9 protein-coding genes are annotated in these 20,184 nt (G+C 73.1%); 7 read left to right on the forward strand and 2 right to left on the reverse strand.

All coding sequences use genetic code 11. From position 1 onward, the window contains the following. Positions 1-162: 162 nt before the first annotated feature. On the reverse strand, positions 163-2,772 hold the full coding sequence (locus I3F58_RS01915) for a YfhO family protein (RefSeq protein ID WP_240106374.1): 2,610 nt from the start codon (positions 2,770-2,772) through the stop codon (positions 163-165). A gap of 121 nt (positions 2,773-2,893) precedes the next feature. Beyond that, positions 2,894-3,910: a helix-turn-helix transcriptional regulator gene (locus tag I3F58_RS01920; RefSeq protein ID WP_240106375.1), complete on the reverse strand. Its 1,017-nt coding sequence runs from the start codon at positions 3,908-3,910 to the stop codon at positions 2,894-2,896. A 217-nt stretch (positions 3,911-4,127) separates the two neighbouring features. On the opposite strand from I3F58_RS01920, the gene I3F58_RS01925 reads away from it, so the two are divergent. From I3F58_RS01925 to I3F58_RS01955, 7 genes are all read left to right on the forward strand, one after another. After that, positions 4,128-4,274, forward strand: coding sequence for a hypothetical protein (locus I3F58_RS01925; protein WP_240106376.1), 147 nt, complete (start codon positions 4,128-4,130; stop codon positions 4,272-4,274). Between the two features lie 204 nt (positions 4,275-4,478). After that, positions 4,479-4,739 carry an acyl carrier protein gene (locus I3F58_RS01930; RefSeq protein ID WP_240106377.1) on the forward strand — a complete coding sequence of 87 codons (261 nt, stop codon included), beginning with the start codon at positions 4,479-4,481 and terminating at the stop codon, positions 4,737-4,739. A 25-nt stretch (positions 4,740-4,764) separates the two neighbouring features. Then, positions 4,765-7,896 (forward strand): amino acid adenylation domain-containing protein, encoded by a 3,132-nt coding sequence (locus tag I3F58_RS01935; RefSeq protein WP_240106378.1) that lies wholly within the window; start codon positions 4,765-4,767, stop codon positions 7,894-7,896. Beyond that, on the forward strand, positions 7,893-14,426 hold the full coding sequence (locus I3F58_RS01940; RefSeq protein ID WP_240106379.1) for a non-ribosomal peptide synthetase: 6,534 nt from the start codon (positions 7,893-7,895) through the stop codon (positions 14,424-14,426). Before I3F58_RS01935 ends, I3F58_RS01940 begins: the two co-directional genes overlap by 4 nt. 37 nt (positions 14,427-14,463) lie before the next feature. Beyond that, positions 14,464-18,399: an amino acid adenylation domain-containing protein gene (locus tag I3F58_RS01945; RefSeq protein WP_240106380.1), complete on the forward strand. Its 3,936-nt coding sequence runs from the start codon at positions 14,464-14,466 to the stop codon at positions 18,397-18,399. 226 nt (positions 18,400-18,625) lie between these two features. Beyond that, entirely contained in the window at positions 18,626-19,921 is a 1,296-nt protein-coding gene (locus I3F58_RS01950; RefSeq protein ID WP_240106381.1) for an MFS transporter, read from the forward strand. Positions 19,922-19,995: 74 nt separating this feature from the next. Further along, complete coding sequence (locus I3F58_RS01955) at positions 19,996-20,184, forward strand: MbtH family NRPS accessory protein (RefSeq protein ID WP_240106382.1); 189 nt, start codon at positions 19,996-19,998, stop codon at positions 20,182-20,184.

Genomic DNA, 20,184 nt, shown 5'->3' on the forward strand with positions numbered 1-20,184 from the left:
CGGAAGTGGTTCCCTCTCAACTGGATCGCGCACAGGGGGACTTGGTCGGACCTCCCCCCGGCGTGCGCCACACAGTGAACAAGGGAAGCGCAGGCACCACAGACACTTTCTCGAACATGTGCTTGATATCCGGAATGGCGCCCACCTCTTGTTCTCCTCCCGTCAGGGCGCACCTTTGACGTGGGGAGGCGCGGAGGGGTTCCCGGCGGCGGGGCGGATGACCGGTCCGGCTGGAACCGTCTGCCGCGGGAGCGGAGCGGTGGCCGGCCCGTGGCCGCCGGAGCGGCGGGCGAGGCCCAGCAGCCCCCAGGCCAGCAGCGCCACCGCCCCGGCCGCCAGCCCCGCCCGCAGGCCCGGCGGGCGGAACACGCAGGTCACCGTGGACCCACCGGACACCTCCGCCGCCACCAGGCCCAGGTAGTCCTCCGCCGGGGCGTCCCCGCAGCTCCAGCCCGGAACGCGGGGAGTGGACAGGACCGCCAGGCCCCGGGTGCCGGGCGGGAGCCCGGCCCGCACCTCCGTGCCGCTGACATGAACCTCCCTCGCGGCGGTGGCCCGCAGCGCTGCGACGGCCGCCGCCAGCCGCGTCCGGTCCAGGCAGCCCACGCTGCCCTGCGGGACCGGACCCCTGCCGGTCCAGGTCACCTTGGTGCCCGCCTCCCGCTGGGTGCCCAGGAGCGTCATGGCCGCGCGGCGTCTGGGCGCGCCGCCGCGCAGCTCGGCCTCGCGGCCCTCCGCGCCCAGGCGGGCCGTGCCCAGAAAGTCCGGCGCCCAGGCGTACACCTCGGTGCCGACGCGGCACGTGCCGTTCGCCGGGATGTCGTACACCCGTGCGCCCAGAAGGAGTTCCTGGTTGCGGAAGGCCGACCGGCCCCACTGCGGAGAGCGCTCCGGGCGCACCGTCACCAGGGGGAGCGCCTCCCGGTTCCGCACGATCCGGTCGTCACGCCAGCGTGCGCCGATGCCGAACAGCGCGTCCGTCACCGGGTTGTCCAGGCTCTGGAGGTTGCGGCCCCGGGAGGTCCAGCCGCCGCCGAGCGCGGTCAGGGTGCGCGTCCAGACCGCCGGAGTGTGACTGCTGTAGTACGAGGCGCCCTGGCCGCCCACCAGCAGCGGATCGTTGCCGGTCAGCTCCGGCCGCCCGGGGTCGGTCCGGTGGCGCGGCCACCCGTCGGCCGCCGCCACGGCCGCCGCGCGTGCCGAGTGCGCCGCACCCCACGCGGGGTAGTCGTCCAGCGCGCCCAGCCGCTTCCGGTCCGCGTACGCCGTCGTCCCCGCGGCCTGCACCACGAGGGCCCCCGCCAGCAGCGCCAGACCCAGCACCCGCGCCCGTCGCCCGCCCGCCGGTTCCGGGGGGCCCGTGCCCGCCGCCCCGGCCGGTGCGTCGGCCTCGGCCGCAGGGCCGCCCCCCGGGGCCCGTGCCGCCTCGCGTCCCGCGGTTCCCGCCCCGCGCTCGGGCCCCCCGCCCGTCCGGTCCGGGGCGCCTCCGCCCGCCGGTTCCGGGGCGCCCGCGCCTCCGCCGCGCCTCAGCAGCGTCAGCCCGCCCGCCGTGACAGCGGCCCCCGCCCCGTACAGAGCGAAGCTCGCCCCGGTCGGATAGCGGCTGAAGGCCGCGCCCAGGGCCAGGGCCGCCAGCAGTCCCGAGGCGCCGAGCAGGGCCCGACGTCCCGGCCAGCCGTATGCCACCGCACGCCAGGCCGCCAGCACCGCCAGGCCGGCCAGGACGAACGTCTGGCGGTACGGGCTGCCGTTCGGCGTCGCGAAGACGTGCCACACCAGGTGTGTCGGCTCCCACTGCAGCGACACGAGCACCGCCGCCACCAGGCCGCCCCACAGCCACCGTTCCCGCACCGGCACCGCCCGGTGGAACGGCAGCGCCGCCAGCAGCAGCAGCGCGCCCGCGCCCAGGAACAGAGCCGGGGTGTAGAAGCTGTACGTCGCCGGCATCACCCGCGCCGCGAGGTCCGTCCAGTCGGCCGCCGCGAACGGGCGCGCCCAGCCCGGGTGGGCGTGCCGCGACCCCAGGAACACCGGCACCAGCACCGGCGCGGCCAGCCCCACGCCCACCAGCACCGTCCCGGCGGCCCGGCCCCAGAGCCGTATCCGCAGACCGCCCCGCGCCAGCAGCACCAGCGCCGCGCCGAGCGTCGCCATGTAGGCCGTGTAGAAGTTGGCCGTCCACACCAGTGCCACCAGCAGTGGCCCCAGCGCCGGCCGCCGTCCCTCCCGTACCCACTCCACGACCAGGCACAGCAGCGGGAAACCGATCAGGCCGTCCAGCCACATCGGGTTGTACGTGGCCTCCATGGCCGACCAGCCGCACAGCCCGTACGACGCACCCAGCACCGCCGCCGCCCACCGGCCGCCCGGCGCCTTCCCGTCCGCGTGCCGCAGCAGGAGCAGTGTCATCAGCGCGGCGGCCGTTCCCGTCTTGAGCACGGTGATCACGTACACGGCCAGGTCGATCCGGTCTCTGGGGAAGAGCCCGACCAGCAGCGCGAACGGGCTCGTCAGGTACGTTCCCAGGTCCGGCAGCAGGCTCGTGCCGAACCCTGACCGCCAGTTCAGCAGCAGCCCGTCCCCGGCCCGGCCGTGCAGCAGGTCCCAGAGGTAGGCGTGGTACGGGACGAACTGGTTGCCCAGGTCGTTGACGGCCCGGTTGCGCGGGCCGAACGGGAACACCCGGGCGATCGCGTCACCGGCACACAACGCGAAGACGTTGAGAAGCCCGGCCAGGCCGCAGACCCGCCCACGAGTGGGAGAAGAGAACACGGGCCCGAATATGCCATTCGATCACCGCAAAACGGATATGAAGGAGGGGAGTTCATGTGGCGGTCACCCTTCCGTCATGCAAGGGGCCGGCGGGCGGTGTCATAAGTGCAGGTTTCTCTGGTCATAGGCCTGCCTTATGGTCGAGCAGGTTTTTCGCGCGCGTGAGATAGCCCGCCTGGAACCGGCTCTCCGCGCCGAGCAGTTCGAAGAGGTCCGCGATGTACTTGCGACAGGTGCGCAGGGATACGCCGAGCCGGCGGGCGATGGTCTCGTCCCGCATGCCCTCGCTGAGCATGGCCAGGATGGCCAGTTTGATGTCCTCGCGCACCTCGCCGTCGGGGAGTGCCGGGCTGTACGGGGTGCCCGACTGCCAGCTCCGGTCGAAGGCGGTGCAGAGGAAGGCCACGGTGGATGGGTCGCGGATCACCGCCGCACCGCCCTTGGCCTGTGTGTGCGGCAGAAAGACCAGGCGGCGGTCGAAGGCGATCATCCGGCCGAACAGCTCTGCCAGTGTGCGGACCTGGGCGCCCGCGGCGGTGGCCCGCTCGACATAGACCTGGGTGGGGGCGTGGTGGCGGGCCGTGTGCTGGTAGAGCGTGCGCATCTGGATGCCCCGCTCGATCATTGCCAGGTCCCGGACGATGGACTGCTCCAGCTCGGCGGCGGGGCGGCCGCCGCCGGGCTGGGAGGTCATCACCTCCAGTCGGCAGGCGTTGCTGGCCTCCTCCAGCATCCCGACCACGTCGTCCAGGGACTCGACGAGTTCCAGCGGCACTGTCCTGGCGTGGTCCTGGGCGGAGTCCCCGTACAGGGCGCTGAGTGTCTCCACGGTGTCCCAGATCGAGAAGATGCCGGACAGGCGTCTTCGGAGACGGGACTCGGCCGCCGCGACCTCGGCCCCGGCCGGCTGGGGGTCGAGCGGCTTCCAGGCCCCCGGCAGTCCGGCGTCCGTGGACCTGCCGGCGGGGCCGACGGGCTGGATCAGCGGAACGGCGGCCAGCAGCTCCACGGCGCGGTCGACCCGGGCCGGAGGGAGTCCGAGGCCCAGCGCGGCCTCCTCGGCCACGAGCGTGCCGTGAGTGACGGCCCACCCGTAAACCTGGATGTCATCGGCCTGAAGGTTTTCCAGCCGAGCCATGATGTCCATTTTGTGGATTTTGTACACCTTTGCCTTCCCTGCATCTTCCTGTAGAGCACCATCATGCGGGCTTGCGGGCTGGACCGCGACCCTTTCAATTCGCAATGCTTGAGGCGTGACCGAGCGGGGGAGGCGGACGTCACCCCCCGGGTCTCTTTAAGTAAGTTCATTGGATTTCGCAGAAATTCATGGAATCACGGGGGGAAACATGCGCGGTATGCGCAAGAGAATCGCGGCAATCGTCTCCGGGGCTGTGGCGGCGCTCGCCTTCACCATGGTCGCCGTCACTGTCGAGCAGAACCTGGACGCCACGGTGACCAGTGCCTCGGCCGACCTGGTGGTCAGAGACACCGGCTGGAGCTAGGCCTTCTCCATTCCTGCGGAGGGTATCCCGCGGTAGTCGCGACATACGCGCGACAAGAGGATTCACGGCGGCGTCCGCCGTCCGCACGCCGAGAATTCGCACGGCCCCGGTGGCCGCTTCACGCCGATGACATGCCTGTCGTCAGGACAGGCATGCCATCGGTGTGCCTTCATCACCTTCACCAAAACCCCAGGAGTTGATCAGGTGTCAGTGCTGGACGCATTCACGGAAAAGGTCGGTGTGGCTGAAATCCGCGCCCTGGTGTCGGAGGCCCTCGGCGCAGACGTCCCGGGCGACGGCTCGTTCCTCGGCCACGGAGGCGACTCCTTCCACGCGGTCCTGGTCGTCTCCCGCATCGAGGAGCGGTGGGGCGTCGAGGTCGACTTCCTCGACGTGCTCGAGTCCACGCCCGACACGCTCACCGAGACGGTGAACGCCGCACGCGCCGACCGGGAGCAGGGCTAGGCACCGGCTGCCCGCCGCCGACATCATGGACAGATCACTCTCGTACGGGCCGAGCACGCCCGTCCCGGACGATGCCACCGCCCATCACACCCTGCTGGCAGTGGCCGCGCGCACGCCGGACGCGCCCGCCCTGGGGGTCGGCGGCCGGACCGTCAGCTACCGCGAACTGGTTGCCCGAGCAAGGGCGGTGCAGGTACTGCTCCAGCGGCAGGGCGTGCGGCCCGGCACCTTCGTCCCGGTGCTGGCTCGGCCCGGCGCGGCGTTCACCGTGGCCGCACTGGGTGTGCTGCTGGCCGGTGCGGCGTACGCCGCCGTGGACCCCCGCTGGCCGGCCGAGCGGCTCGGCGGAGTGCTCGGGGACCTGCGCGCGGAACTGGTGCTCGACGCGGCCGGGGTGGGGGCGGCCTCGTACGCCGTGCCCGGCGGGGCGCGGGCCGGGGCGGGTCCGTCCGCTGTGCCGGTCGTTCGGCCGACCGACGGCGCGGTGGAACCCGACGCCCTCGGCGCGGCCACACCGCCGGGACCGGCCACGCCCTCGGGACCGGCCGGCGCGGACGAGGTCCCGGTCCCTGTCGAGGTCGGGGCCGACTCGCCTGCCTGCGTCTTCTTCACCTCTGGTTCGACCGGTCGCCCCAAGGGCGTGGCCATCCCGCACCGCGCGATGATCCGTACCTTCCTGGACTGCGGATACGCCGAGTTCGGCCCGGACACCGTGATGCCCATGGTGGCCGCGCCCTACTGGGACGCCGGGACGCTGGAGGTCTTCGGGCCGCTGCTCAACGGCGGCTGCGCCGTCGAGGTGCCGGACGGTCTGCTCACCCCCGCGGCGCTGCGCCGGCTCATCCGGGAGGACGGGGTGAACACCATGTTCCTGACCAGCTCGCTGGTCAACCTGTTCCTGGATGAGGAGCCCGAGGCCTTCACCGGCATCCGCCTGCTGATGACCGGCGGCGAGCGCGTCTCGCCCGCGCACGCGGCCAAGTTCCTGGCCGCGCACCCCGACGCTCGGCTCGTCAACGGCTACGGCCCGGTCGAGTCCATGGTCTTCGTCTCCTCTCACGAGGTGTCCGCGGTCGACCTCGACGCGGCCGACGGCATCCCGGTCGGCACCGCGATCCGCAACACCGTGCTGGCCGTGGCCGACCGCGAGGGCACCCTCGTTCCGGCCGGGGAGACCGGTGAACTGCTCGTCGGGGGAGACGGGCTGGCGCTCGGCTACGTCAACCGCCCCGAGGAGGACGCCAAGCGGTTCGGCACGCTGGAACTGCCGGGCCGAGGCCGCGTCCGGACGTACCGGACGGGCGACCTGGTCCGCATGACATCCGAGGGCCGTGTCTCGTACATCGGACGCGCCGACCGCCAGTTCAAGGTGCGGGGTTTCCGGATCGAGCCGGGCGAGGTCGAGCGTGTGCTGGGCCGCGTCGAGGGAGTCAAGGAGTGCTTCCTGATCCCGCTGCGCACGGAGGGCGGCACCGTGACCGGTACGGTCTGCGCCTACACCGCCGAGGCGGGGCACGCCCTTCCCGCCTGCGAGCTGCGACATGTCAGCGAGGGGCTGCTGCCCTCCCACCTGCGGCCCGACCGGTTCGTCCGCCTGGACGCGCTGCCGCTCGGGCCGACCGGCAAGGCCGATCTGCGGGCCGTCGAACGGCTCGTCCGCCCGGCCGCCGAGCGGAATCCGTCGGTCGGCGACGACGGAAGCCCGGTGCTGCGGGCGGTACGGGCGATCCTCGGCGTGCCCGCACTGAGCGAGGACGACGATCTGCTCGCCCACGGCGCCAACTCGCTCCAGGTGCTGCGGATCGCGGCCCGGCTCTCCGCCCTGCTGGACGTCGAGTTCTCGGCGCGTGACGTGTACCGGCACAGCAGTGTCCGGGGCCTGGAGCGTCTCGCCCGGACCCGTCCTGGGCGCACGGCCCCGGCGGCCCCGGCGGACAGCGGGCAGCTCTCCCCGGGCGAGCGCAGGTTCTGGATCGCTGAGCGGCTCGCTCCCGGCGCGCCCGGCCATGTGGCGATGAGCCGCGTCGAGATCTCCGGGAGGGTCGACCCGGAACGGCTTCACCGGGCGCTGTCGGCGGTCGTCGCCGCACACCCGGCGCTGCGCACGACCTTTCCCCTCCACCGGGGGCGACCGCGCCGCGCCGAGTCCGCCGACGCCACCCTGCCGCTCCTCGTCCGCCGCTCGGCCGCGGGCTGGAGCGGCTGCGCCGAACTGACGGACGAGCTGGCGGCGGTCGTACACGATCTGGAGGGCGGGCCACTGCTCGCGGCGGGTCTGCTCTCGGAGTCCGACGACCGGCACACCCTGCTGATCGCCGCCCACCACGCGGTGTACGACGCGCATTCGGAGCGGGTGCTGCTCACCGACCTGGCGGCGGCCTGGGCGGGTGAGGCGCTCGCGCCCGCCCCCGCACCACCGGCCGCCCCGCCCGCGAGCGCCGCGCGCGACCGGGCGTTCTGGCAGGCCGAACTCGCCGGCGTCGAACCGCTGGCGTTGCCCGCACCCGCCCCGTCCATGCGCGCGCTGTGGACCAGTCCCGTGGACGAGCGGCCGTTCCCGCTGCCCGCCGACACGGGTGTACGACTCCGAGCGGCGGCCCTGCACCATCGCACTCCCGCACTGACGCTGCTGGTCGCCGCCTGGTGGCGGGCGCTGTCCGCCTGGACCGGGCAACTCGACGTCACCATAGGCACGGTGGTCGCGGGCCGCGACCCCGCGTACGAACGGACGATCGGCTATCTGGCCAACGGTGTCCCGGTACGGGTCTCGGGACACCCCGGAGCCGAAGGCACCGAACTGGTCGGCCTGGTCGGGGAGCGGCTGCTGCGGGCCTTCGACCATGCCGCGCTGCCCACGGACGAGATCGCCGCCCTGGCGCCCCGCCCGAAGGACGGCCGGATGCCGCTCTACCAGACCGTGCTCGCCCTCCAGCGAGTCGGCGCGCCGGTACGTCTCGGGGAGGCCGTCCTGCGGCCCCGGCCCGCGCCGCCGCTCGGCCCGCAGGCGGAACTCGTCTGCGAGCTGTGGGAGGACGGCGACGAGCTGACAGGGGCCCTGCACACGCCCGCCGGGCTGCTGCCGCCCGGGACCGGCGCCCTGCTCACCGAACTCTTCACATCCGAGCTGCACACCCTGCTCACCAAGGACCAGACATGACCGAGACGTTCGTCGACGGCGCCACCGCCACAGGTGACGCTGAGACCTTCCCGCTCTCCTTCACCCAGGAGCGGATGTGGGTCGAGGAACAGCTGCGGCCGGGCGGCACGGCGTACCACATGCCGGTGATCTCCCGGGTCGCAGGACCACTCGACCCGGACGCCCTGCGGCGCGCGGTCGGCATCCTGGCCGGCCGGCACTCCGCTCTGCGCACGGTGTTCAGCGACGTGGACGGGGCGCCCGTGCAGCGGGTCCTGCCCGCCGTCGAGATCCCGGTGGCCACGCGGGACGTGCGGGCCCTGCCGGATGCCGAGGCGGCCGGGAGGGCCGCCGTACTGGAGGAGGCCCGGCGGCCGTTCGACCTGGGCCGGGGTCCGCTGCTGCGGCTGCTGGCCGTCCGCGTCGGCGACAACGAGCATCTCCTTGTCGTGACGGCCCACCATCTCGTCTTCGACGGGGCCTCCTTCGGGCTGTTCTTCGTCGAGCTGGCAGAGGTCTACGAGGCCGTTCTGTCCGGTGCCGACACCGAACCTGCCCCGGCAGCCAGGCAGTTTCCGGACGCGGTACGCGATGAGGAGGCGCAGCTCACCGACGAGGCGGTGGAGGGGCTGCTCGACTGGTGGCGTACCTACCTGGACGGGGCGCCCCGCACGCTCGACCTGCCGGCCGACCGTCCCCGGAGCACGGACGCCGGGAGCCGGACCGGCGCCCAGCGGCGCCGTCTGCTCGGTGCCGGGATCAGTGCCGGAGTGCGCGCGCTGGGGCGCGAGCACGAGGCCACCCTGTTCATGACCATGCTGACCGCCTTCGGTGTCGTGCTCTCGCGGCAGGCCGGGCAACGGGATCTGCTGATCGGTACGCCGGTCTCCAGCCGCCGGGCCGGGGAGCGGCGGGCCCTCGGCTGCTTCCTCAACTCCCTTCCTGTGCGCCTCGACCTCACGGAGGGGCCGTCCTTCGCGCAGCTCCTCGACCGCGTCAAGCGCAGCGCGCTGGAGGCCTTCGCACACCAGCGGGCGCCCCTCCAGCGGCTGGGCGCCGACCGTGCCCCGGGCTTGGGCGGTGGCGGCCTGGTCCAGGTCTTCTTCAACGTGCTGCCGCCGGTGGCCCCGCTCGACCTTCCGGGCTGCGCGGTCGAACAACTGCCGTTCCCCGAGATCGACAGCAAGTTCGATCTGACGCTGTACGTCTCCGTGGAGGGCGGACGGCTGGGGCTCGAAGCGGTGTACGACGCCGAGCTGTTCCTGCCGGAGCGGATCGACGACCTGCTGGAGCAGATCGAACTGGTGCTGGCCCAGGCGGTCGACGACCCCGGCCGGCCGGTCGGTGAGCTGGCGCTCGCCACCGGGCGGACCGCCGCGCTCATGCCCGGTCTCGGTACCGAACTGCCTGCCGGGTACCCCGGCTCGGTCCTTGAACGCCTGGCCGCGCACGCGCACCTCCGGCCCGAGCGGGCCGCGCTGGTCGGGGCGGGGCGCGTGTGGACGTACGGGGACCTTGTCGCCCGGGCCGAGCTGGTCGCGGAGCGTCTGGTCGCCGAGGGGGTGCGCCCCGGGGACGTGGTGGCGGTGCTGGCCGCACGGCATCCGGCGGCGGTGGTGGCGGTGCTGGCGGCGATGCGGGCGGGGGCGGCGTTCGCGTTGCTGGACGCGGAGTATCCGGCGCCGGAGCTCGCGCGGCGCGCGGCCGAACTGCGGCCCGCCGCGTGGATCGGCGCCGCGCCGGGGCGGGGCGTGGCCCCGTTCATGACAGGTCCGTTCGTCTCCGGCCTGGACGAGGCGGATCCGGCCCCTGGCCCGTCCCTTCCCGCCCGCACCGAAGTGCTCGGGACGCCGGACGGGCTCGGCGCGCGTCCCCGGCCCTCTGCCGACGACCTCGCCTACGTCGCCTTCACCTCCGGCACCACCGGCCGCCCCCAGCGCGTTCTGGGCGGCCACGGGCCGCTCGCCCACTTCCTGCACTGGTACACCGAGACGTTCGGCGTCACTGCCGAGGACCGGTTCTCGGTGCTGTCGGGGATCGGCCACGACCCCTTCCTGCGGGATGTGCTGGCGCCGCTGTGGGCCGGGGCCGCGGCGGTGTTCCCCGACGTGGACCCCCGCGACACCGAAGGGCTCGCGGAGGCGCTGCGGCGGGACGGGATCACCGTCACCCACCTGACCCCGGCTCTCGGCGCGGCGCTGGCCGCCGCCGACGGGGTGGGCTGGCCCTCCCTGCGCCTGGCCGGTTTCGGGGGAGACACGCTCACATACCGCACCGTCCGGGAGTGGGCCGCCCTCGCGCCAGGCGCGGACCTGCTCAACCTGTACGGCGCGACCGAGACGCCCCAGGCGGTCTCGGTCCACGTGGTCAGGCGGGGCGGCGACAGCGCCCCGGACGGCCAGGGGCGGGTGCCGCTCGGGGCCGGGATCGACCAGGTGCAGCTGCTGGTGGCGACCGGTGACCAGCCCGCCGCCATCGGGGAGCCGGGTGAACTCGTCGTCCGGACACCCCACCTCGCGCGCCGCGCCGAGGGGGCTGACCGCAGCGGTTTCGCCACGCTCGGCTTCGCGGCGGGACCCGTCTACCGAACCGGCGATCTCGCGCGGCTGCGCCCGGACGGGCTCTTCGACCTCCTCGGGCGGGCCGACGACCAGGTCAAGGTACGCGGCTTCCGGGTCGAGCCGGCCGAGATCGAGGCGCTGCTGGCTGCCCGGCCCGAGGTGCGCCAGGCCGTCGTGCTCGCCGTGCCAGATCGGCACGGCGGCGCCCGCCTGGTCGGCTACCTCGCCACCGGAGGCGTGCGCCCCGACCTGGCACTGCTGCGCGAGGAGCTGGCCGCGCGGCTGCCGGAGTACAAGGTGCCGTCCTCGTTCGTGGTGGTCGACGAGCTGCCGCTGACCGCGAACCGCAAGCCCGACCGGGCCGCCCTGCGCTCCCTCGGCAGGGAGGAGGAGTCGGCGGTCGGCGGGTACGTCGCCCCGTCCGGCCCGGTGGAGGAGCGGCTGGCCGCGATCTGGCGGGAGGTGCTCGGGCGGGAGCGGATCGGCGCGCTGGACGACTTCTTCGCCCTCGGCGGGCACTCGCTGCTGCTCGGCCAGGTGCTGGTACGCGTCCGCCGCTCCCTGGGCGCCGAACTGGCCCTGCGCGACCTCTTCCAGCACCCCACGGTCGCCGCGCTCGCCGCGCTGATCCAACGGTCGGGACCGGCCGCGGGAGCCGTTGAGGCCGAGGAGCCCGTACCACTGGGTGAGGAAGGAGCTCCGGCGCCGCTGTCCTGGACGCAGGAGCGGCTGTGGCTGGAGGAGCAGCTCCGGCCCGGCGACGCCGCGTACAACATGCCGATGGTGCTCCGGGTGCGCGGGCCTCTGGACCTCGCGGCCCTGCAGGGCGCGGTCGACGCCGTGGTGCAGCGGCATGCCGTCCTTCGTACGGGCTTCGCCCTGGCCGACGGCGGGCCCGTGCAGCGGGTCACCCCCGGAGCCCGGGTCACCGTGCGCGAGGCGGATCTTCGCCGTGCCCAGGACCCGGGTTCGGCCGCGCTGGCCGAGGCGATGGCGGAGACCAAGCGGCCCTTCGACCTCTCCGCCGGTCCGCTGATGCGGGTGCTGGTGGTGCGCGACGGGGAGGGTGAGTGCCTGCTCGTTCTGACGCTGCATCACATCGTTTTCGACGGGTGGTCCTTCGGTGTTCTCCTCGACGATCTCTCGCTGGCATACGCTGCCTGCCGCGCCGCCGCCGGCGACGGCCCCGCCCTGCCCGCCTCCAACCCCGGGCTGCAGTTCTCCGACGTCGCACGCTGGCAGCGGGCCCGGCTCGACGGGGAGCCGCTGGACGAGCTGGTCGCCTGGTGGGTCCGGCAGCTCGCCGGTGTGCCGACCGTGCTCGAACTCCCGACCGACCGGCCCCGCCCGGCCGTCCAGACCCACCGCGGCGCCCGTCACCGGATCGTGATCGAAGCGGACCTGGCGCAGCGGCTGCGCGCACTGTCCCGGCGGCGGGGCGGCACGCTGTACATGACCCTGCTGTCCGCCTTCGGCGTCGTACTCTCGCGCTACACCGGCCAGGAACGGCTGCTGGTCGGCACTCCGGTCGCCAATCGGGAGCGTGCCGAGTTCGAGGACCTGGTGGGCTGCTTCCTCAACACCGTGCCCATCGCCCTCGACCTGCGAGGGGAGCCGGCGTTCGGGGAACTCCTCCAGCGGGTGACCGACAGCTCCCTGGCCGCCTTCGCCCACCAGAACGTGCCGTTCGGCCGGCTGGTGGCCGAACTGGCCCCGGAGCGCGACCTGTCCCGCAGCCCACTCGTCCAGGTGTTGTTCGCCCTGCAGAACGTCCGGCTGGGCGCCTTCGAGGGGCAGGGCGTGTCCAGCGAGCTGGTCGAGGTCTCCGAGGCGAACAGTCAGTTCGACCTGAACCTGCGGATGATGGACACCGGCGACGAGATCCTCGGCTGGCTGGACTACGACACCGATCTCTTCGACGCCGCGACCGTCGCCCGGCTGGCCGGACACCTCACCCATGTGCTCGGCGCCGTGGCCGACGACCCGGCCACGCCGGTGAGCGGGGTCGACCTGCTCGGCCCGGCCGAGCGGCAGCAGGTGGTGCACGCGTGGAACAGCACCGCCGCGGGGTGGGGGCTGGAGCGCACGCTCACCGCTCTGCTGGAGGAGCAGGCCGCGCGCGCCCCGGGGCGGACCGCCGTGAACTGCGGCGGGCGGCAGCTGAGCTACGCCGGGCTGCACCGGCGGGCCAACCGGCTGGCCTGGCGGCTGCGCGAGCTGGGGGTGGGCCCCGACGTGGTCGTCGGCGTGCATCTTGAACGTTCGGTCGAGCTGATGGTGGCCCTGCTCGCCGTACTCAAGGCGGGCGGCGCCTATCTGCCGCTCGATCCCGGTTACCCAGCCGAGCGGCTGAAGTTCATGCTGGCCGACGCCCGGGTGCCGGTGCTGCTTGCCGGGGCGGGGGCGGAGGCATCCTCGCTCGCGAGCGACGGGATGACCGTCCTCGTGGTGGACGCCGACGAGCCCGCGGACGACGAGCGTGCCGCGCACCCGCCGACCCCTTCGGCCGGGCCCGCCCATCTCGCCTACGTGATCTACACCTCGGGCTCCACCGGCCGTCCCAAGGGCGTCCAGGTGCCGCACCGGGGCATCGTCAACCGGCTGCTGTGGATGCAGGACGCCTACCGGCTCGACCGCGGCGACACGGTACTCCAGAAGACGCCGATCAGCTTCGACGTGTCGGTCTGGGAGCTGTTCTGGCCGCTGCTGGCGGGGGCCCGCATGGTTCTCGCGGAGCCTGGCGGGCACCGCGACCCCGGCTACCTCGCAGAGCTGATCCGGGACGAAGGGGTGACCGTCTGCCACTTCGTACCGCCGATGCTGGACACCTTCCTGTCCGCCGCGCCCGCCGAGCGGTGTACGTCGCTGCGGCTGGTGGTGTGCAGCGGCGAGGCCCTGCCGGCCGACCTGGCCCGGCGCTTCCACCGGGTCCTCCCGGCAGCCTCACTGGAGAACCTGTACGGCCCCACCGAGGCGTCCGTCGACGTGACCCGCTGGTCCAGCCGTCCGGACTGGGACCGGCCGAGCGTGCCGATCGGCGGGCCGATCGCCAACACGCGGGTGTATGTGCTGGACCGCCGCATGGCACCCCTGCCCATCGGGGTTCCCGGCGAACTGTATCTGGGAGGCGTCCAGTTGGCCCGCGCCTACGGGGGCAGGGCCGATCTGACCGCCGACCGGTTCGTGCCGGACCCGTTCTCCGCGTCCGGCGCCCGCCTCTACCGCACCGGCGACCTCGCCCGCTGGCGGGCGGACGGCACGGTGGAGTACCTGGGCCGTATCGACCACCAGGTGAAGGTACGCGGCTTCCGCATCGAACTCGGGGAAATCGAGGCGGCGTTGGCGGAGCAGCCAGGCGTCGGTCAGGCCGTGGTGATCGTCCGGGAGGACGAGCCGGGCGAGCGCAGGATCGTCGCCTACCTCACGCCTGAGGGCGGTGCCGCGCCCGGGCCCGCGGCCGACTGCGCTTCCGGTGCCGTGGCCGGTACGGACCCCGCGTGCCGTCCCACCGCCGTACCCGGCCGTGCAGCCCTGCGCGCCGGTCTCGGGCGACTGCTGCCCGAGCACATGGTGCCGAGTGCCTTCGTCACCCTGGAGCGGCTGCCGCTGAGCCCCAACGGCAAGGTGGACCGCCGGGCCCTGCCCGCACCCGAGCGGGAACGCCCTTCGGACACCGACTGGACCCCACCCCGCACCGGAACCGAGCGGCGGCTGGCCGCCATCTGGCAGCGCGTGCTGCGCCTGGACCAGGTCGGCGCCACCGACAACTTCTTCGAGATCGGCGGCGATTCCATGCATGCCGTCCGGGTCGTCGGGCTCGCCCGCGAGGAGGGGCTCGACATCCCGCTGACCGAACTCTTCGCCCACCAGACGGTGGAAGCGGTGGCCGCCTGGCTGGCCTCCCGCACCGAAGCGGTGTGGGAGCGGCGCCGGGTCTCCGCCTTCGGGCTGCTGTCCCCGGAGGACCTGGCCAAGCTCCGCGCCAAGTAAGCACCCGCCCCACCGAACCGTCCCCGAGAGGACCACCATGACCCACGGCGACATCGTCGACGCCTATCCGCTGACCAGGCTCCAGTCCGGCATGCTGTTTCACAGCCTGCTCGACGGGGACACCCCGACGTACCACGACATCTCCACCATCCGGCTGTCCGGCCGCTTCGACGAGGCCCTGCTGCGCGAGGTGCTGGCAGGCGTCATCGCACGCTCCGACATGCTGCGCAGCAGCATCGACCTGACGGGCTTCAGCCGGCCGATGCAGCTGGTGCACGAGGCCGTGCCTACCCCGCTGACCGTCGAGGACCTGCGCGGACTGCCGGACGACGAGCAGCGGCGCCGGGCCACCCGGTGGACTGCAGCCGAGAAGGCCACTCCCTTCGACCTCGCCGTCGCCCCGCTGCTCAAGCTGCACGTCCAGGTCTTCGCGGACGACGACTTCCAGCTGAACCTGAGCTTCCACCACGCGATCCTGGACGGCTGGAGCCTGTCCCTGGTGACCTCGCAGCTTCTCACCGGCTACGACGCGCAGCTGGCCGGCCGTCCGGACCCGGCCGCCGCGCCCGTCACCCGCTTCCGCGACTACCTCGCACTGGAGCAGGAGGCCCTGGACTGCCCGGAGTCCAAGGACTTCTGGGCCCGTACCCTGGCCGGCACCGAGTTCACCGGTCTGCCGCGCTTCGAGGAACCCGGCCTCGCCCCCGAGCGCAGCGCCCGCGTGTACGAGGTGCCGCTGCCCGACGGTCTGACGGACGGGCTGCGCGCGGCAGCCGCCCAGGCGAAGGTGCCGGTCAAGGCGGTGATGTTCGCCGCGCACGCCCGGGTCCTCGCGCTGCTGTCCGGCTCCACGCGCGTGGTGACCGGCCGGGTCAGCAACGGCCGTCCGGAGACCGCCGACGGGGACCAGGTCGTCGGCCTGTTCCTCAACACCCTCCCGCTGACCGCGGATGTGGCCGGGGTGAGCTGGATCGAGCTGGCCCGGCAGATCCACCGCCAGGAGAGCGACGCGCTGGCGCACCGCCGCTACCCGATGGCCCAGCTCCTTCAGGACCTGGAGCGTCCCGAACTCTTCGAGACGGTGGTGGACCACCGCAGCTTCCGCAGCTACGACATGGCGCTCGACGGGATCGCCGTCAGCGGGGGCGAGTTCTTCGAGCAGACCAACTTCCCCTTCACCGCCAATTTCGCCACCGATCCGGCCACCGGAGAGGTGAAGCTTCGCTTCAACTACGACGCGGCGCAGTTCTCCGCCGGGCGGATCACCGAGATCGGCGGCCACTACACGGCCGCGCTGTCGGCCCTGGTGACCGACCCGGCCGCCCCGGCGCAGGCCGCCGGGCTGCTGGGCGAGGACCAGGTCGCCCGGCTGGAGGCCGCGTGGCGGGACAGCTTCGTGGAGCGCGCACCGGGCCGGACGCTGCCCCAACTGCTCGCCCGGCGCGCCGCCGAGACGCCCGAGGCCGTCGCGCTGCGCAGCGGAGACACTGCGCTGACCTTCGCGGAGCTGCACACTCGGTCGAACCGGCTGGCCTGGCACCTGCGCGACCTGGGCGTCGGGCCGGACACCCTCGTCGGGGTGCACCAGGCCCGCTCGTCCGAGCTGATCGTCAGCCTGCTCGCGGTACTCAAGGCCGGTGGCGCGTATGTGCCGCTGGACCCCGGTTACCCCGCCGAGCGGCTGGAGTTCATGCTGGCCGACGCCGAGGTGGCGGTGCTGCTGTGCGACTCGGGGCTCGCCGGGACGCTGGACGCGGCGGGAGCCGTCGTCCTGGCCGTGGACGCGGACACCGCGGCGGACCGCCCGGCGGAGGCGCCGCCGCTGGAGGTGACACCGGACCACCTGGCGTACGTGATCTACACCTCCGGCTCCACCGGCCGTCCAAAGGGCGTGCAGATCCCGCACGGCGCGTTGCTCAACCTGCTGGAGTCCTTCGCGCGCGACCTGGAGATCACCGACCGGGACCGGCTGCTCGCCGTCACCTCGCTGTCCTTCGACATCGCGGGCCTTGAGGTGTACCTGCCGCTGCTGGCCGGGGCCGAGCTGATCCTGGCGCCCGACATCGCCGTCGACGGACCGCGCCTGCGCGCGTACCTGGAGGGCAGCGGCGCCACCCTCATGCAGGCCACGCCGTCGAGCTGGCGGCTGCTCGTGGAGGCCGGACTGAAGGCCGACCCGGAGCTGCGGGTGATCTCCGGCGGCGAGGCGCTGCCGGGCGACCTCGCGGCGGAGCTGACCGCACGCTTCCCGGTGGTGTGGAACGCGTACGGCCCGACCGAGACCACCATCTGGTCCTGCCTCCAGCGCGTGCTGCCCGAAGCGCCCGTCACGCTGGGCGGCCCGATCGACAACACACGGGTGTACGTCCTCGATGAGGGCTACGGACTGGTGCCCGACGGCGTCCCCGGCGACCTCTACATCGCCGGCGACGGACTGGCGCGCGGCTACCTCGGCCGGGCCGACCTGACCGCCGACCGCTTCCTGCCGGACCCGTTCGCCGCCCCGTCCGGCGCGCGCATGTACCGCACCGGTGACGTGGTGCGCCGACTGCCGTCCGGCGAGCTGGAGTTCCTCGGCCGCTCCGACCACCAGGTCAAGGTCCGCGGCTTCCGGATCGAGCTGGGCGAGATCGAGTCCGTGCTGGCCCGGCACCCCGGCGTCGGCCGGGTCGTGGTCGTCGCCCGCGAGGACCGGCCCGGTGACAAGCGGCTGGCCGCCTATCTGACTCCCGAGGGCGAGGCCGCCCCGGACGCGGCCGACCTGCGCGCGGCGGTCGCCGCCGGGCTGCCGGACTACATGGTGCCGAGTGCGTTCGTGGTGCTGGACGCCTTCCCGCTCACGCCGAACGGCAAGGTCGACCGCAACAGGCTGCCCGCGCCGGGCCGTGAGGAGACGAGCGCGCGGGAGTACGTGGAGCCGCGCACCGCGACCGAGCGGGCGCTCGTGGAGATCTACCGGGACGTGCTCGGGGTGGAGCGGGTCGGCGTCACCGACGCGTTCCTGGAGCTCGGCGGTAACTCGATCTCCGCGCTGCGGGTGATCATGCGGCTGCCGGAGATCACCGACACCGAAGTGCCCGTGGCGGCCCTGTTCGAAGGCGGCACTGTCGAGCGGATCGCCCGGATCATCGACGGCGAGCAGCAGATGGACGGCGGTGTGGTGGTGCCGCTGCGCACCTCGGGCAGCAGGCCGCCGGTGTTCTTCGTCCACCCGCTCGGCGGCAGCGTGTTCAGCTATGCCGAGCTGGTCGAGGCGCTCGACCCGGAACAGCCCTTCTACGCGGTCCAGGCTCCCGAGTACGCGGGCCCGGACGTGCCGCGTCCGGGCAGCGTCGAGGAGATCGCCGCGCTGTACCTCGCCGAGATCCGGAAGATCCAGCCCGAGGGGCCGTACTACCTCGGCGGCTGGTGCATGGGCGGCATGGTCTCGTACGAGATGGCCCGCCAGCTCCAGGCCGCGGGCGAGCAGGTCGGGATGCTGACCATCGTCAGCGCGAGCATCGACGACCCGGTGCCGCCCCGGTACGTGACCTCCGAATCCGCCGCGATCCTCGGCGCGTTCGGTCACAAGCTGCCGACCACCGAGGAGGAGCTGGAGGCGCTCGACGAGGAGAGCCGCCTCCGGCACGTCATCCGGCTCACCCGGGGGACCGACGACGAGCGCGCCGACGCCGCAACCGTCGAGGACCTGCGGCGGCTCGTCAGGCTGTACCAGCGGCACGCCCGTGCGCTGATCACCTACCGGGACACTCCGCGCGAGCCGTTCCGCGGTGACGTCCTGCTGATCCGCGCGGAGACCGAGCTGTTCACCGGCTGGGACTTCGGCTGGAAGCAGCGGGTGGACGGCCGCCTGCTGATCGACGAGTCGCCCGGCAACCACTTCTCGATGCTGGAACAGCCGAACGTCCCCAAGGTCGCGTCCCGCATCGAGGCGGCCGCCGCGGGTCGCCCGAGCGGCGTCACCGCCGAGTAGCGGACCCGCCTGGGGCGCCGCCCCGCGGACCGCGGCCCATGCGGTGCGGGCCCGCGGCCCGTGCGAGCCGGACGCGGTGCCCGCACACGGAGTGCGCGCCCGTTCCCCCCCCGCATGTCGCGCCCCGCGTGCAGCGCCCGCGCCCCGGGTTCCGTACCCGTCGGCCGCCGACAGCTCGGTCGGCCGGGCCCGCCCTGTCCTCCCTCTTCCCTCCCAGGAGTTCCCCATGTCCACCGCCACCACCGAGACCCCGCCGGACGAGGCGCCTGCGTCGCGCCCCAGCGTGTGGCGCAACCCCGACTTCACCAAGCTCTGGATCGGTCAGACCGCCTCGCAGTTCGCGGCGCAGATCAGCGAGTTCGCGTTGCCGCTCGCGGCGGTGCTCGCGTTGTCGGCCAGCTCGGAGGAGGTCGGCCTGCTCTCGTCCGTGATCCGGCTGCCGTTCCTGCTGGTGTCGCTGTTCGCCGGTGTGCTCGTCGACCGGATGTGCCGACGCAATCTGATGTCCGCCGCCGACCTCGGGCGGGCGTTGCTGCTCGGTGCGGTTCCGCTGCTGTACTGGATGGACGCGCTCGGCATCAGCTGGCTGTATCTGCTCGGGTTCCTGGCCGGTTGCTGCACCGTGCTCTTCGACGTCGCCGCTCAGGCGTACCTGCCCCGGCTGCTCGACCGTGAGGACCTCGCGGCGGGCAACTCCGCACTCGGCAGCGCCCAGTCCGCCGCGACCATCGGCGGCCCAGCGCTCGGCGGTGTCCTCGTGCAGTGGCTGACGGCGCCGGTCGCCGTGCTGGCCGCCTCCGTCTCGTACCTGGTCTCGGCGGTGAACATCTGGCTGATCCGGCACCGCGAGACCGTCGAGCCCTCAGACGTAGCCGGGGCGCGGGAGACACTGCGTCAGGTCAAGGCCGGGCTCGTGCTGGTGTTCCGGAACGAGCAGCTCCGCACGATGACCGTCATGGCCTCGATCTTCAACGTCTCGTTCACCGCCTTCGAGGTCGCCTTCGTCCAGTACATGCCGCACACGCTGGGCCTGGCGCCCGGCCAGATCGGCCTGGTGATGGCCGCGCTCGGCCCCGGCTTCCTGATCGGCGCTCTGTTCGCCGGCCGACTGCCCAAGCTGTTCGGCTACGGCCGCACCATGATCCTCACCGCCTGCGTGGCCAACCTGGTCATGCCGCTCATCGCCCTCGTCCACGGCAACGGCGCGCTCGCCGTCGGCTCGCTGATGGTGATCAACTTCCTGTTCGCCTCCTTCGGTGTGGCCAACAACGTCACGATGCTGACAATTCGTCAGTCCATCACCCCCGACACCCTCCAGGGCCGCGTCGCCGCCACCAACCGCTTCGTGGCGATGGGCGTCGCCCCGCTGGGTGCCCTCGCGGGCGGTTTCCTCGGCTCCGCCGCCGGGCTGCGGGGCGCCGTGCTGATCACCACTCTCGGCTTCTGCCTCGCCCTGATCCCGCTGGTCACCTCCTCGATGGTGCGCATCAAGCGCACACTCCCCGACCCGATCGCGGAGTGAGCGCCGTACGCGCCCCCTTCGACCCGCGTCATCCCTTCTTCGCACCGCCGACCTGCTGAAAGGCATCACCGAACATGTCCGAGCCCGAGTACCAGCCCGTCCACACCGTCGTCGTCAATGCCGAGGAGCAGTATTCGGTCTGGCCCGCCGCCTCCGCCGTGCCCGCCGGGTGGCGCGAGACCGGGCATCGCGGCACCCGTGGTGAGTGCCTCGCCCACATCGAGAGCGTGTGGACCGACCTGCGTCCGCTCAGCGTCCGCTGA

Origin of the sequence: Streptomyces sp. MUM 203J (genome assembly GCF_022414595.1) — a bacterium.
Lineage (GTDB): Bacteria > Actinomycetota > Actinomycetes > Streptomycetales > Streptomycetaceae > Streptomyces.

Excerpts from the sequence above, each read along its gene's own strand:
- I3F58_RS01955 (WP_240106382.1), top strand. The coding sequence starts at position 19,996 with ATGTCCGAGCCCGAGTACCAGCCCGTCCACACCGTCGTCGTCAATGCC.
- I3F58_RS01940 (WP_240106379.1), top strand. The coding sequence starts at position 7,893 with ATGACCGAGACGTTCGTCGACGGCGCCACCGCCACAGGTGACGCTGAG.
- I3F58_RS01945 (WP_240106380.1), top strand. The coding sequence starts at position 14,464 with ATGACCCACGGCGACATCGTCGACGCCTATCCGCTGACCAGGCTCCAG.
- I3F58_RS01920 (WP_240106375.1), bottom strand. The coding sequence starts at position 3,910 with ATGGCTCGGCTGGAAAACCTTCAGGCCGATGACATCCAGGTTTACGGG.
- I3F58_RS01925 (WP_240106376.1), top strand. The coding sequence starts at position 4,128 with ATGCGCAAGAGAATCGCGGCAATCGTCTCCGGGGCTGTGGCGGCGCTC.
- I3F58_RS01935 (WP_240106378.1), top strand. The coding sequence starts at position 4,765 with ATGGACAGATCACTCTCGTACGGGCCGAGCACGCCCGTCCCGGACGAT.
- I3F58_RS01950 (WP_240106381.1), top strand. The coding sequence starts at position 18,626 with ATGTCCACCGCCACCACCGAGACCCCGCCGGACGAGGCGCCTGCGTCG.